Origin of the sequence: Meiothermus rufus DSM 22234 (assembly GCF_000423425.1) — a bacterium.
Taxonomy (GTDB): Bacteria; Deinococcota; Deinococci; order Deinococcales; family Thermaceae; genus Meiothermus; species Meiothermus rufus.
Genome location: NZ_AUHY01000027.1, coordinates 23,550 through 36,383, shown reverse-complemented (window position 1 = coordinate 36,383; position 12,834 = coordinate 23,550). Strand labels below are relative to the sequence as shown.

General features: G+C 64.8%; 12 protein-coding genes. 6 read left to right on the top strand and 6 right to left on the bottom strand.

Features of this window, described 5'->3' with window-relative positions; genetic code table 11:
• The 3 genes from G552_RS14925 to G552_RS0106590 all read right to left on the bottom strand — a co-directional run.
• The coding region (locus G552_RS14925) for a helix-turn-helix domain-containing protein (RefSeq protein WP_211224810.1) at positions 1-217 on the bottom strand (217 nt) is incomplete at its 3' end.
• 88 nt (positions 218-305) lie between these two features.
• Entirely contained in the window at positions 306-1,064 is a 759-nt protein-coding gene (locus G552_RS0106595) for a GGDEF domain-containing protein (RefSeq protein WP_027882315.1), read from the bottom strand.
• A gap of 16 nt (positions 1,065-1,080) precedes the next feature.
• Entirely contained in the window at positions 1,081-1,566 is a 486-nt protein-coding gene (locus G552_RS0106590; RefSeq protein WP_027882314.1) for a carboxymuconolactone decarboxylase family protein, read from the bottom strand.
• Positions 1,567-1,683: 117 nt separating this feature from the next.
• Between G552_RS0106590 and G552_RS0106585 the strand changes: the two genes are divergently transcribed.
• The gene (locus G552_RS0106585) at positions 1,684-3,015 is read left to right on the top strand and encodes a hypothetical protein (RefSeq protein WP_027882313.1); all 1,332 of its coding nucleotides are present in this window, start codon (positions 1,684-1,686) and stop codon (positions 3,013-3,015) included.
• Here the strand turns inward: G552_RS0106585 and ruvB are convergent.
• Positions 3,012-4,004: a Holliday junction branch migration DNA helicase RuvB gene (gene ruvB / locus G552_RS0106580; protein ID WP_036270405.1), complete on the bottom strand. Its 993-nt coding sequence runs from the start codon at positions 4,002-4,004 to the stop codon at positions 3,012-3,014. The genes G552_RS0106585 and ruvB overlap by 4 nt on opposite strands.
• A gap of 22 nt (positions 4,005-4,026) precedes the next feature.
• On the opposite strand from ruvB, the gene G552_RS0106575 reads away from it, so the two are divergent.
• The 3 genes from G552_RS0106575 to G552_RS0106565 are packed head-to-tail and all read left to right on the top strand — an operon-like array spanning position 4,027 to position 6,911.
• Positions 4,027-4,947 carry an RluA family pseudouridine synthase gene (locus tag G552_RS0106575; RefSeq protein WP_027882311.1) on the top strand — a complete coding sequence of 307 codons (921 nt, stop codon included), beginning with the start codon at positions 4,027-4,029 and terminating at the stop codon, positions 4,945-4,947.
• A gap of 55 nt (positions 4,948-5,002) precedes the next feature.
• Positions 5,003-6,163 carry an ATP-grasp domain-containing protein gene (locus G552_RS0106570; protein WP_027882310.1) on the top strand — a complete coding sequence of 387 codons (1,161 nt, stop codon included), beginning with the start codon at positions 5,003-5,005 and terminating at the stop codon, positions 6,161-6,163.
• Positions 6,164-6,173: 10 nt separating this feature from the next.
• Positions 6,174-6,911: an esterase family protein gene (locus G552_RS0106565; RefSeq protein ID WP_027882309.1), complete on the top strand. Its 738-nt coding sequence runs from the start codon at positions 6,174-6,176 to the stop codon at positions 6,909-6,911.
• Here the strand turns inward: G552_RS0106565 and G552_RS0106560 are convergent.
• Together G552_RS0106560 and G552_RS0106555 are read right to left on the bottom strand one after the other, a co-directional pair.
• Complete coding sequence (locus tag G552_RS0106560; protein WP_027882308.1) at positions 6,908-9,661, bottom strand: tetratricopeptide repeat protein; 2,754 nt, start codon at positions 9,659-9,661, stop codon at positions 6,908-6,910. The two genes, G552_RS0106565 and G552_RS0106560, sit on opposite strands and share 4 nt — an antisense overlap.
• A gap of 61 nt (positions 9,662-9,722) precedes the next feature.
• Positions 9,723-10,544, bottom strand: coding sequence for a PEGA domain-containing protein (locus tag G552_RS0106555; protein ID WP_027882307.1), 822 nt, complete (start codon positions 10,542-10,544; stop codon positions 9,723-9,725).
• 143 nt (positions 10,545-10,687) lie between these two features.
• On the opposite strand from G552_RS0106555, the gene G552_RS0106550 reads away from it, so the two are divergent.
• Both G552_RS0106550 and G552_RS0106545 read left to right on the top strand, forming a co-directional pair.
• Positions 10,688-11,461, top strand: a complete 774-nt coding sequence (locus G552_RS0106550; protein ID WP_027882306.1) for a fumarylacetoacetate hydrolase family protein — start codon at positions 10,688-10,690, stop codon at positions 11,459-11,461.
• A gap of 148 nt (positions 11,462-11,609) precedes the next feature.
• Positions 11,610-12,827, top strand: a complete 1,218-nt coding sequence (locus G552_RS0106545; protein ID WP_027882305.1) for a potassium/proton antiporter — start codon at positions 11,610-11,612, stop codon at positions 12,825-12,827.
• The last annotated feature ends 7 nt before the right edge of the window (positions 12,828-12,834 follow it).

Below are 12,834 nucleotides of genomic sequence, written 5' to 3'. Positions count from 1 at the left end.
CTTTTAGGGCTTTTTTCCAGCGGTGGTAGGTGGCCCGGCTGATCCCCACCAGGGCCTGGATCTCCTTCCAGCTCTTTTTACTTTCACGCAGGGCTTTGACCAGTCGGAGCTTGCGCAGACGTTCCTTGACCTCTGGGTCGCCTGCTTTGGCCTCGGCCAGCCTCTGTGCTTGTCTAGCGCCTTGCCATATCTCTCGGTCAACGGTGGTAAACTGCACCTGGGGAACCTCCTTTCTTGGTTGGTTCCCCTCTTTTTATCCCAGCTTAGAGTCTCACATGTGTTTGTCCGGGTTCAGCTACTGCGGATCAAGTCGTTCCCTTCCGCCCCGCCTTCATCGCGTACATGCGCTGATCGGCCAGGTGGTAAAGAGCCTCCCCGGTGGCCTCCTCCCCCCGGGCCAACCCCCAGCTCACCGGAAGCTGGGGCAAAGTTGCTTCCAGCAAGCCCAGCTCTTCCAGGGGGAAAAGGAGGGCAAACTCATCTCCGCCAACCCGATACAACCCGCCTTGAAGTAAAACTGCCTGAAGCTGCCGGGCAATCTCCCGCAGATGACGGTCGCCCGCGTGGTGCCCTTGGGTATCGTTGATGGCCTTCAGGCCATCCACGTCCACCACAATCAGCCCCCACCCAGGAGAAAGACCCTGCAAAGCACGCTCGAAAGCCCGGCGATTGCCTGCTCCAGTAAGCCAGTCGGTGCGGGCCTGTCGTTCTAGTTCCTCCCGGTAGCCCGCAGCTCGGCTAGCCGTCAAAAAGTGCTCCATAAACAAAGCGGCCAAGCGAAGCTCGGTGGGATCGTTTAAGTCAGGCCCTTCCAGCGCGTACAGCACCGGATGGGGGGGGCCGGGATGGTAGCCGGCGTAGACCAGCCCCCAGGGCTCCAGCCGCATCCGGCCCGTGTGAAGGGGGCTGGGGGGTGGCCCTGCCAAGGCGTGGAGGTGGGCACGGGGGAAAATCCAGGTGGCAGCCCTTGCGGCCTGCTGGGGCAGCTCGGCAAAGGGAACATCCACCCATCCCACCGCGGCTTCCTGCAACAGCATCAGCCGCAACAGTAAGGCTTCCCCCACCCTCCGCCTCCAAGCCTCATAGGGCGTCTAGGGGGATTTCCAGCAGATCCGTCCAGGCGTTGACCATGCGGAAAAGGGCCACCGTGGCCACTGCCTCGAGCACCTCCGCCTCTTCCAACCCAGCCTGGCGCAGCGCGGCCACCGCGAAGGTGTTCTTGGGGTTGGCCCCAGCCTGCTGGGCAAAGTGCAAAAGCGCCTGGGTCTTGGGCGAAAGGCCGGTGGGCACCTCCCCTCGCCCCAGCGCCTCCAGCAGGGGAGCCTCCACCCCCTGCACCATCAGGGCATGCAGGTGAACCTGAGCGGCATAAGGGCTTTGGTTGGCCTGCGAGACTAGCACCCCCATCATCTCCTTGAGGGTGCGGGGCAGGCTGCCCCGCAAGACGCCGTGCCGGAAAGCCTTCCACAGGGCGGTCTGAGCTTCTGGCGCTTTCTCGGCCCAGGCGAAGATATTGGGGATAAGGCCAAACCCTAGTTCCTGCAGGATCTCATTCTGCGTCTCCATAGCTGAAGTATAGGTTCATCGGTGCAGACAAGGTGGGCTTTTGACCGTGACCCCACCCCTGAGCGTGAACCACTCCCCTGTAGCACATCCTCCCTTGCCTAGGGGTAGACTAACGTCATGCTGCGCCTCGAGCTAGATAACCTGTCTTCCCAACGCATCGGCCCCCAGGGCCTGGACTGGGAAAGTGCCCTGGCTGCCCACGCTCCCCTTCTAGAAGCCGCCCGCCAAGCCCTTTGGCAGCGCAAGGCTGACCCAGGCCAGTTCCTAGGCTGGATCGAGGTACCTGAGGACACCGAGACCCTACGCCAGGTGCGGCGTTTCCGTGAGACCCAAGACTGGGTGGAGGCGTTGGTGGTGCTGGGCATCGGCGGCTCGGCCCTGGGGGCCCAGGCGGTCGCCGCCGCGCTGGGCCGAGGGCCGGTGCGGCTGCACTTCGTGGACAACGTGGAGCCCGAGCCTATCCTCGAGCTTTTGCGTACCCTCGAGCCCAGCAAAACCCTGGTTAACGTCATCTCCAAGTCGGGTGCCACCGCCGAGACTATGGCCGCCTTTCTGGTTTTCCGCCAGTGGCTCGAGGAGGGCACGGTCAACTGGAAAAAACACGTGGTGGTCACCACCGACCCGGCCAAAGGCCTGTTGCGCCCCTACGCCCAAGCCGAGGGACTGGCCTCGTTCGCGGTGCCCCCAGCCGTGGGGGGGCGCTTCAGCGTGACCTGCCCGGTGGGTACCCTGCCCCTAGCCTTCGCTGGGGTTGACCTGGAAAGCTTCCTGGCCGGCGCTCGCAAGGCCAACGAGCAGGCCCAAGGCCCCCTAAGCCACAACCTGCCGGCCCAGACCGCCCTGGTGCACCACCTGTTCGCCCAAAAGGGCAAGAACATCGTGGTGTTCATGCCCTACTCCACTCGCCTGCGCTACCTGCCCGACTGGTTCGTGCAACTCCACGACGAATCCCTGGGCAAAGCCCGCGACCGCCAGGGCCGGGAGGTGCGCACCGGCACCACCGCGGTTAGAGCCATCGGCACCACCGACCAGCACGCCCAGGTACAGCTTTTCCGCGAGGGCCCGCACGACAAGCTTATCCAGTTTGTGCGCCTGCTAGCGCCCAGCGAAGACCTGAAGATTCCCGCGGTAATGGGCTTGGAGGGCCTGGACTACCTCTTTGGCCGCAGTTTCTTTGAGCTCCTAGAGGCCGAGGCCAAAGCCACCGCCCATGCCCTAGCCAAGGCCGGCCAGCCCAACTACACCCTTACCCTAGAAAAGCTGGATGCCTACCACTTAGGCTGGCTGCTGCAACACCTGATGTGGCAAACCGCCTTCCTGGGGGAGCTATGGAACATCAACGCCTTTGATCAACCCGGAGTAGAACTAGGCAAGGAATACACCTATGCCCTGATGGGCCGTAAGGGCTATGAGGAGCTAGCCCGGCGCTTGCGGGCCGAGGGGGTCTAGGACTCCTCGAGCAGGCGGCTTTGCAGCAGAGGGTAGCCCAGGTGGGCATAGGCCCGCTCGGTGGCCTGGCGGCCCCGGGGGGTGCGCTTGAGCAGCCCTAACTGGATGAGAAAGGGCTCGTGCACCTCCTCCAAGGTCTCGGGGTCTTCGGAAAGGGCGGTGGCCAGGGTTTCCAGGCCCACTGGCCCCCCAGCAAAACGCTCGATCAGGGTTTGTAGAATCTGGCGGTCACGGGCGTCTAAACCCAGGCTGTCCAGGCCCAGAGCGTCGAGGGCCTCCCGGGCCCGCTCGAGGTGCACCACCCTTTCCCCCGCCACCTCGCTAAAGTCACGCACCCGGCGAAAAAGCCGCTTGGCAATGCGCATAGTACCCCGGCTGCGGCGGGCAATCTCCCGGGCCGCCTCGGCCTCGATCTCTAGACCCAGCAGCCGAGCATCGCGCCCAATGCCCTGGGCCAGCTCGGCCTCACTGTAAAACTCCAGGTGCTCGATGATGCCAAAGCGGCTGCGCAGCGGCCCGGAAATCAGCCCGGGGCGGGTGGTGGCCCCAATCAGGGTGAAGCGCGGCAGGTCAAGGCGCAGGGTGCGGGCTGCCGGGCCTGTTCCGATCACGATGTCGATCTTGAAGTCCTCTAAGGCAGGGTAAAGGTGCTCCTCAGCGGCCTTGGAAAGGCGGTGAATCTCGTCGATGAAGAGGATATCGCCCTCCTCTAAGCTGTTGGTCAGGATAGCCGCCAGGTCGCCGGGCTTCTCAATGGCCGGCCCGCTGGTTACCCGGATGTTCACCCCTAGCTCGTAGGCCACCACGTGGGCCAAGGTGGTTTTGCCCAGGCCGGGTGGCCCGAACAAGAGCAGGTGGTCAAGGGCCTCCTTTCGACTTTTGGCAGCCTCGAGGTAGACCCTAAGCTTCTGCTTGAGCCGGGTCTGGCCTACGTACTCCTCCAGGCTCTTAGGCCGCAGGGTGAGGTCGGTCTCCACACCCTTCATCATAGGGTATGGCATCATAAAAACGATGTTGCGCTTTTCCGCCAGTGGCGTGCGGCTCGACCAGGCCCTGGCCTTCCACGCCCAGACCTCGAGGGCCAAGGCCCAGGCCTGGATCGAGGCCGGCTTGGTACAGGTAGAAGGCCGGGTGGTCACCAAACCCGCCTACAAGCTGCGGGGCGAGACTGTAGAGGCCAGCCCACCCCCACCGGAAGCCATCACCGTAGCCGCCGAGGAGATCCCCCTGCAGGTGCTCTACGAGGACGAGGACTTACTGGTCATCAACAAACCGGCCGGGATGATCACCCACCCGGCCCCGGGGGTCTACTCGGGCACCCTGGTCAACGCCCTGCTGGCCCACTTTGGCCTGGAGGCCCCGGTACAACAGCGCCCCGAGGAGGTGCGGCCTGGCATCGTACACCGGCTGGACAAGGACACCAGCGGGGTGATGGTGGTCGCTCGCCACGAGGCGGCCCACCGCCGTTTAGCCGAGGCTTTTGCCGGGCGCAGCGTGTTCAAACGCTACCTGGCCCTCACCGAGGGTATCCCGCGCGAGGGCACCCTGACCGCCCCCATTGGCCGCCACCCGGTGGATCGCACCCGCATGCACGTGGGAGGGATAGCGGCCCGCTATGCCCAAACGGACTTTCAGGTGCTGGCCTCACTGAGCAGGCATGCCCTGGTTTCGGCCATTCTGCACACGGGCCGAACCCACCAGATTCGGGTGCACCTCAAACACCTCCACGCGCCCATCCTGGGGGATGAAACCTACGGCAAGCCCTCCGAACTCATCCCCCGCCAAGCCCTGCATGCCTATGAACTGCGCTTCCAACACCCCAGGAGCGGAAAATACCTGCATGTTGTGGCTCCTGTTCCGCCAGATATGGCGCGGGCCTGGGAGGCCCTGGGTGGGCGGTGGCCCGAGGGGATATCCATCGCACCGGCTTGATTTGCCAGCCATGCTTGAGGATACTGGGGAGCAAAGGCAAAACCCGGAGGCATGAATGAATGTAGTCTTCCTTTCTCCCCATTTCCCCCCCAACTTCTGGCCTTTCTGCGTGCGCCTACGGGAGGCCGGGCACAACGTGCTGGGCCTGGCCGACGTCGAGTACCACGAACTCCGACCCGAGCTGCGCCAAGCCCTCACCGAGTACTACAAGGTCTCGGACATGCACCACTACGACGAGCTATTACGGGCCTTGGGCTACTTTACGCACCGCTACGGCAAGATCGACCGGTTGGACTCCATGAACGAGTACTGGCTCGAGGCCGAGGCCCGCTTACGTGAGGACTTCAACATCTTCGGCCTACGCCCAGCGGACATGAACCGGGTCAAACGCAAGTCGGTCATGAAGCAGATTTTTCAGCAGGCGGGTCTACGGGTGGCCCGGGGCAAGGTCTGCCGTAGCCCAGCGGAGCTACAGGACTTTGTAGACGAGGTGGGCTACCCGGTGGTGGCCAAGCCGGACATCGGGGTAGGGGCAGCCAAAACCTACAAGATCACCAACGACACCGAGCTGATGGCCTACATCGCCAGTAAACCGCCGGTGGACTATATCGTGGAGGAGTTCATCCCCGGGCGCATCCTCACCTACGACGGCCTGGCCGACCGCGAGGGCCAGGTGGTCTTCGACAGCTCCCTCGAGTACTCCAAAGGGGTGATGGAGGCGGTCAACGAGGACAGCGACATCTACTACTACATGGTGCGGCAAATCCCCGAGGACCTGCGTGAGGCCGGGCGCAAGGTGGTGCAGGCCTTTGGCGTGCGGGAGCGCTTCTTTCACTTTGAGTTCTTCCGCCTCGAGGATGGCGGACTCGTCGCCTTAGAGGTCAACATGCGCCCTCCTGGGGGACTCTCCATTGACATGTTCAACTATGCCAACGATATGGACCTTTTCCGTGAGTGGGTCAACGTCCTCACCCATGGTCGGGTGGAGCAGGTAGCCACCCGTCCCTACTTCTGCACCTACGTGGGCCGCAAGGATCACATCCGCTACAAGCGCTCTCATGAAGAAGTGCTGGCGACGTTTGGCCCACTCATAGCCCACCACGAACCCATCAGCGGTATCTTCGCTGCAGCCATCGGCAACTACGGCTACATCCTGCGCCACCCTGAGCTAGATACCTTGCTGCAAGCGGCCCAGGCCATTCAGGAAAGAGCTTAGCGGGGCGTGTATGCACACCGAGTACCACAGGTGGTTCAGCCCAGCCTTAGGACACGAGATGGAACTCAAGGTCTATGGCCACTACGGCCAACCGGTGATGGTCTTTCCCGCCCAGAACGGCCGTTGGTACGACTGGGAAGGGCACGCCGGAATGGTACCGGCCCTGGCCCCCATGATCGAGGCTGGGCGGGTCAAGTTTATCTGCGTGGACAGCATTGACTGGCAAAGCTGGTGCAACCAGAGCATCCCCCCGGCCCAACGGGCCCGCCGCCACAACGACTACGAGGCCTACATCATGCAAGAGGTGGTCCCCTTCGTGCAGCGCCATACCGGCCTGCCCACCCTATGGGTCACCGGATGCAGCATGGGGGCCTACCATGCCGCCAACTTCTTCTTCAAACACCCCGAGGTTTTCGACGGGCTGATCGCCCTTTCCGGGCTATACCAGGTGGGGGGCTTCGTAGGGGACGAGGGAGGGATGGACGCCTACTTCAACTCTCCTCTGTGGTACCTGCCCAACCTTACCGACGAGGCCAAGTTGAGCGCCTACCGGCGGAACAAGATCGTGTTTGCCGTGGGACAGGGCCGCTGGGAGGAGGAGTGCCTGCGCGACACCCGGGCCATGCAGGAAGTCCTGCAGCAGAAGGGGGTCTATGCCACCTTCGACTACTGGGGCCACGACGTAGACCACGACTGGCCCTGGTGGCAGAAGATGTTGCCCTATGAACTCGAGCGCCTGGGGGTCTAAACCTGGCCTAACGAGAGGGCCAGCACATCCTCTAAGGCCAGGGGAGACTGGGTTTTGAGTCGGGTCTGCAGGGCCCTGGCAGGCCAGATTTTGCCCAGCACCCGCCCTAGCTGGGCCCGGTAGGGAGCCGGCAGCGCAGCCGAACTCTGCAGCTTCTTCCAGGCCGCCTCCTCCTGGCCTAGCCCCAGCAGGGCCTGGGTCTCCAGCCCCAGCTTCCAGCTTTGCACCCCGGGGTCGGGCAGGTCGCCGATCTGCACCACCTGGGCCAGGGCCTCGGCCCACTTCTCCTGCCGGGCTAAGGTCTCGGCGTAGCCCAGGCGGGCTTGGGCCTGGAAGTAGGGGTCGCTTTGCTGCAAGCAGCCCTGCATCATGGCCTCGGCCTCATCGGGGAGCATCAGCAGGGATAGCTTGAGGGCCACATCGATGCTGAGGGCAATATAGCGGTCGCCGGGGAGTTTCTTGCTCAGCAGCTCGGCCCGCAGCTCGCGCAAGATCTGCTCGCTCTGGGGTGCTTTTTGTCCACCTACGTAGGGCGGCAGGTAGGGCAGGCCGCTGGCCCGCACCCAGTAGGCCACCGCGATGCGGTAAAGGGTACGGCGGTGGCGGTAGTGGGCCTCCTCCGGCCGTTCGCGCGCCTCGCGCAGGTAGGCCTCGGCTTGGTAGAGCAGCTCGAGGGCCTCCAAAGGCCGGCCCCGCGCCAGCTCGAGCACGCTGGCCTCGCTCATGGCCCGGGCCCGGATGAAGGGATCGGAGGCCTCGCGAATGGACTGATAAAGGTACTTTTCCGCCTCGGTAAAATTACCGATGCGCCTTAGGGCAGTGCCGAAACGGGCCCGTACCCGGGCCACCTCCTCCCGGGGGGCCCCGGAGGACTCCAGGGCCTCTAAACCCTGGCGCATCTGGGCCTCGGCCTCGTAGACCCGCCCGGTGCGCAGCAAGAGGTCGCCCGACTGGTAGCGGGCCCGGCCCACCAGCAAGGGATCGTGGCTGACCTGGCGCAAGGCCTCCAGGGCCTCCTCGAAGCGGCCCGCGTCCTTGGCCACCAGGCCCTGCCACAGGCGCACCCGGTCGGCCAGGAAGGGCGGAATAGGCAGCGCCAGGGCCTGCCGCACGTAGGCCTCGGCCTGGGCGTAATCCCCCTGCCAGCGCTCCACCGCCGCCCAGACCAAAAGCCCCTCGGCCCCGATCTCCCCCGAGAGGGTCTCGGGTGGGGGCAGAAGCGTTAGGGCCCCGGCAAAATCGCCCGCATCCACCCGGGCCTCGGCGGCCTTGACCCGGGCCCAGGACTGGATGGCCGGGTCGGCAGACTGGGAAAGCAACTCGAGGGCCTCGAGGGCCTCGGGGTGGGCATACTGGCCCAGCACCGCCCGGTAACGCACCACCGCCATAGCCAGCTTTTCCCGCTCGGCAGTGGGCCACTGCTGCGACTCGGCCCAGAGGGTGGGCAGAAGCGAAAGCCGGCTGGGGTCTTCCGCCAGCAACTCGGTCAGCCGATCTAAGCGGCCTGCCCCGCGGGCGTGGTGGAGCTGGCGAAAAAGATCACCTTTGAAGAAGTCCAGGGCCAGAAGGTGCAGCTTGCGGGCCTCCCTCTCCGGGACATCCGGCAACAGCGTGCGCAGAGCCGGGCGCACCCGTCCCTCGCCCATGGGGGCCAGCAGGGCCCGCTCGGCCTGGGAAAGGTGCTCGAGGCCTTTGCCCAAGGCCTTTTCCAAAAGGGCTACCGGAATGCCTGGGTCGGCCTCGGGCGAGAGAACCGCCAAAGCCTGCAGGATAGGGCGCAAAGTGGTGTCCTGGGCCAGGTTGGAGGGGGCACTGCCGTGGGTCTGGGCAGCCTCGAGCAACACCAGGCGTGACAGCTCGGCGAAGTTGCGCCCGGCCTGGTTGACCAAAGCCTCCACCCGCTCAGGGGGCAGATCGGGTAGGCGGTCTTTCACGTAGCGCCGGGCCTCGGCCCGACTGGGCGCGGAAAGCGGGTGCCAGGCCAGGTTGGGGGGCGGCTCGGATAGCCCGGCCAGAAAGGGAATGGTCAGACGGCGCAGCAAAGGCTCAATCCAGGCCGCCAGCCCCACCGGGTTGCCCTGGGCATCGCGCAGGCTCAGGCCGCCAATCTGGCCATCTTTCTCTGCCCGCAAGAGTAGGGTACGGCCCGAGGCGTTGAGGGCCTTGGCAATCTCGTTGCGTAGCTCGTCCTGCAAGGCGGCCTGCAACGCGTAGGGCTGGGTGGGGGATAGCTGGGAAAGGATACCCTCTAGCTCCAAGCCGAGTTTTTCCGCTAAGGGGTGAAGGTGCTGGGCCAGCTCACCCCCTAGGTTGACCATCAGGCAGCCGGGCACGGCCCGCTCCACCGCCGAAAGCAAAACCCCCTTGCCCGTGGCCGCCCCACCCACCACCACCATCTGGGGTTTTTCCCCGTGCTCCAAGGCCCGCACGAACCGGCGGAAGAGCCGGCGCTTGTCCCGCCCCAAGGCCCGCCGGGCCGACTCTAAAGCCAGCTCGGAGGGCAGGGGGGGTGCTTCGAGGCCAGCCTCGGTGTAGAGATCGCTGATCACCTCGAACAGCCGCATCTTCTCTTCCGGGCTGCCCAGGTCTTTGTACAGGATGTTGCGCACCGTTCCAGCCCGCCCGCCCCGCTCGGCCACCGCGGCCTCGAGCCAGCGCAGGCTGCCCTTTTTGCCCCGGTGGTCGCGCCCGCTCAGGTGAGGGCGCAGGGCTTCCAGGTGGGTCTGCCAGAGTGTACTCATTCCACTCACAATATTTACACCAAAGCCACGGTGTAGTGTAGTGGCTTGGCGTTTCTTCTGGAGAATGGGCTTATGGCACCAGCTCCACTTCCAGGTTTTTGTTTTTGGGCACGTTAATCAAGGCGCTAAAGGGTCGGTAGCCGGGGGCCTCGACCTCTAGGGTGTAGTCGCCGGCCTCGAGGAGGAAGCTCGAGCGCTCCAGACGGCTCATGGCCACCTCCTGGGTGCCCTGCCGAATGCGCACGGTAGGATTGGGGGCATTCACCCGGACGTTCAGGGTGCAGGGGCAGGCAGGCTCGACCTCGCGCACACTCCCCGAAGTAGTCGGTAGCACAGGCGCGGGTGGGGCAGGGCTGGGCTCAGGGAGGGCGGTTGGTGGCGAGGGCTCAGGGGTAGTGGGCGCCGGTGCAGGGGACGTGGCTTCGGAAGCCGGTGGGGTAGGAGCGGGCTCTTCCGGTTGAGCAGGGGTTGCCTCGGGCATGGCAGGAGCCGGGCTGGCCTCCTCCGAAGGCTCGGGCGCTGGCCGCAGCCCAGCAAAGGGATCAGGGATGTTTCCTGAGGTGAGCAGATTAGGACTGGCGCTATTCAAAAGGGCGATGCTACCAAACCCCCCGAGGCCCAGCAAAACCGCCAGCATGGCCGTCCAGGCCGCCAGGCGGCCCCGGCGCAGGTTCAACAAAGCCCAAACCAGGAGTAGCACACCCAAAAGCCCCAGACCCCAGAAGACCAGCAGGCCATACTGGGGGTAAAACCAGGCCCCCCCCAGGCTCAACAGGGCCAAGAGCCCCCCAAAGCCCACCCAGGCCCACCCACCTTTTTGCAGGCGGGTCAGGCCCAATAGCAAAAACAAAACGCCCAAAAGGCCCAAAATCCACAAAAGCAATGTGTTCATCGCAGCTCCTCTCGGGCCCTCGAACGCAGGCGGCAGAGGGCCCCTCCGTTACAACTCTAGCACCCCAACCCGTTCCCCTTGCCGTGGAGCCAGGCCAAACGTCCTGGAACGAACACAGCCGACAAGGATATACTGCCCGTGCTATGAAACTCGTACGCTTTGGCGCAGGTCAGTGGGGCGTTCTGGAAGGCGAGACCATTCACGAAACCGATGGCCCAGCAGGCAACCCCACAGGCCAGCATTACGACCTCGGAGGGGTAACCCTGCTGGCCCCGGCCACCCCCAGCAAAATCGTGTGTGTGGGGCGCAACTACCTCGACCACATCCGCGAGTTGGGCAACGACACCGGCGAGCTACCCAAGGAACCCGGGCTTTTCCTCAAAGGCCCCAACACCCTGGCCCATCCCGCCAACCCCGCCCGTCCTCACCACTCCGGCGATGTGGTGCCCTACCCCAGCTTCACCAAGCTGCTGCACTACGAGGGCGAGCTGGCGGTGGTGATCGAGCGACAGATGCGAAATGTGCCCGAGGAAGAGGCCCTGGACTATGTCCTGGGCTACACCTGCGCCCTGGACGTCACCGCCCGCGATGCACAGAAAACCGACCTGCAGTGGGTGCGGGCCAAGAGCACCGACAAGTTCTGCCCCCTAGGGCCCTGGCTGGTGACCTCCCTCGAGCCCCAGAACACCACCCTGCGCACCTACGTCAACGGCGAGCTGCGCCAGGAGGCCCACACCAGCCGGATGATCTTCCCTGTGGCCCGGATCCTCGCCTACATCAGCAGCTTCATGACCCTCGAGCCGGGCGATGTGGTGCTGACCGGAACACCGGAGGGTGTTGGCGAACTCAAACCCGGCGACCAGGTGGAGGTGGCCATCGAGGGCATCGGCGACCTGCATACCCGAATTGGGCATTGAGTCGCCCTTTAGAGGCTTGAATCGGCCATACTAAGCTCTAGGGTGCCTTAGAGCACCAAAGCCCGTTCAATCCTGGAAGCGCTGGGTTTTAACCCCAGTCTGCGGAAGGATGGGCCTATCCAGGCGGTGCCTGAACAGGCCCAGGGAGGTGAGCGAGTTGCCCAGGCCCGAGATACTCCTGCTCATTGCCGGTATCCTGCTGCTGCTGAGCGTGTTGGCCTCCCGGCTGGGCGGGCGGCTGGGGGTACCGGGGCTTTTGTTGTTCCTGGGCATCGGCATGCTGGCCGGCAGCGACGGGCCGGGGGGCATCTGGTTCGACAACTACGCCCTGGCCCAGCTGGTGGGCACGGTGGCCCTGGTCTTCATTCTTTTCTCTGGCGGGCTCTTCACCCGCTGGAGCACGGTGCGGCCCATCCTGGGGCCGGGCCTCTCCCTGGCCACGCTGGGGGTGCTCTTGACCATGCTCCTCACCGGGGCCTTTGCCCGCTGGGTGCTGAACCTGGGCTGGCTCGAGGCCCTTCTGCTGGGGGCCATTGTCTCCAGCACCGACGCCAGCGCGGTGTTCAGTGTGTTGCGCGAGCGGGCGGTGCGCCTTAGGCGGCCCTTGCGCCCATTGCTCGAGTTCGAGTCGGGCACCAACGACCCCATGGCCATCTTCCTCACCATGGGCCTGGTTCTGCTCCTGACCCGCCCCGAGGTGCCGCTGTGGCAAATCCTGCCCCTTTTCGTGCAGCAGATGGGGCTGGGCCTGCTGCTGGGGCTCTTGCTGGGCCTGGGGTCAGCCTGGCTGTTGCGCCGGGTGCGGCTGGGCTACGCCGGGCTGTACGCGGTGTTTTCCGTGGCCATCGCCCTACTGGTCTTCTCCATTCCGGCGGTGCTGGGGGGCAGCGGCTTCCTGGCAGCCTACGTGGCGGGGCTGGTGGTGGGCCAGAGCGACTTCCCCCACAAATCCACCCTGTTCAGCTTCCACGAGGGCCTGGGCTGGCTGATGGAGATCGGCATGTTTTTGATCCTGGGCCTGCTGGTCTTCCCCTCCCAGCTTCCCGGGGTGGCCCCGGCGGCCACGCTGCTGGCGCTACTCCTAATGCTGGTGGCCCGGCCCATGGCGGTCTGGCTCAGCCTGATTGGCACCCGCTTCAACCGGGGCGAAAAGGCCTTCATCGCCTGGGTGGGGCTGCGGGGGGCCATTCCCATCGTGCTGGCCACCTTTCCTTTGCTGGCCGGCCTCGAGTCGGCCCAGCTTCTTTTCAACGTCACCTTCTTCGTGGTGCTCCTCTCAGTGCTGGTGCAGGGCACCACCCTGCCCCTGGCCGCGCGGCTTTTTGGGGTTGAGGCCAAAGCAGAAGAACACCCTGCCGACGGATAGCCGCGCT

Excerpts from the sequence above, each read along its gene's own strand:
- G552_RS0106590 (WP_027882314.1), bottom strand. The coding sequence starts at position 1,566 with ATGGAGACGCAGAATGAGATCCTGCAGGAACTAGGGTTTGGCCTTATC.
- G552_RS0106585 (WP_027882313.1), top strand. The coding sequence starts at position 1,684 with ATGCTGCGCCTCGAGCTAGATAACCTGTCTTCCCAACGCATCGGCCCC.
- ruvB (WP_036270405.1), bottom strand. The coding sequence starts at position 4,004 with ATGATGAAGGGTGTGGAGACCGACCTCACCCTGCGGCCTAAGAGCCTG.
- G552_RS0106575 (WP_027882311.1), top strand. The coding sequence starts at position 4,027 with ATGTTGCGCTTTTCCGCCAGTGGCGTGCGGCTCGACCAGGCCCTGGCC.
- G552_RS0106570 (WP_027882310.1), top strand. The coding sequence starts at position 5,003 with ATGAATGTAGTCTTCCTTTCTCCCCATTTCCCCCCCAACTTCTGGCCT.
- G552_RS0106565 (WP_027882309.1), top strand. The coding sequence starts at position 6,174 with ATGCACACCGAGTACCACAGGTGGTTCAGCCCAGCCTTAGGACACGAG.
- G552_RS0106555 (WP_027882307.1), bottom strand. The coding sequence starts at position 10,544 with ATGAACACATTGCTTTTGTGGATTTTGGGCCTTTTGGGCGTTTTGTTT.
- G552_RS0106550 (WP_027882306.1), top strand. The coding sequence starts at position 10,688 with ATGAAACTCGTACGCTTTGGCGCAGGTCAGTGGGGCGTTCTGGAAGGC.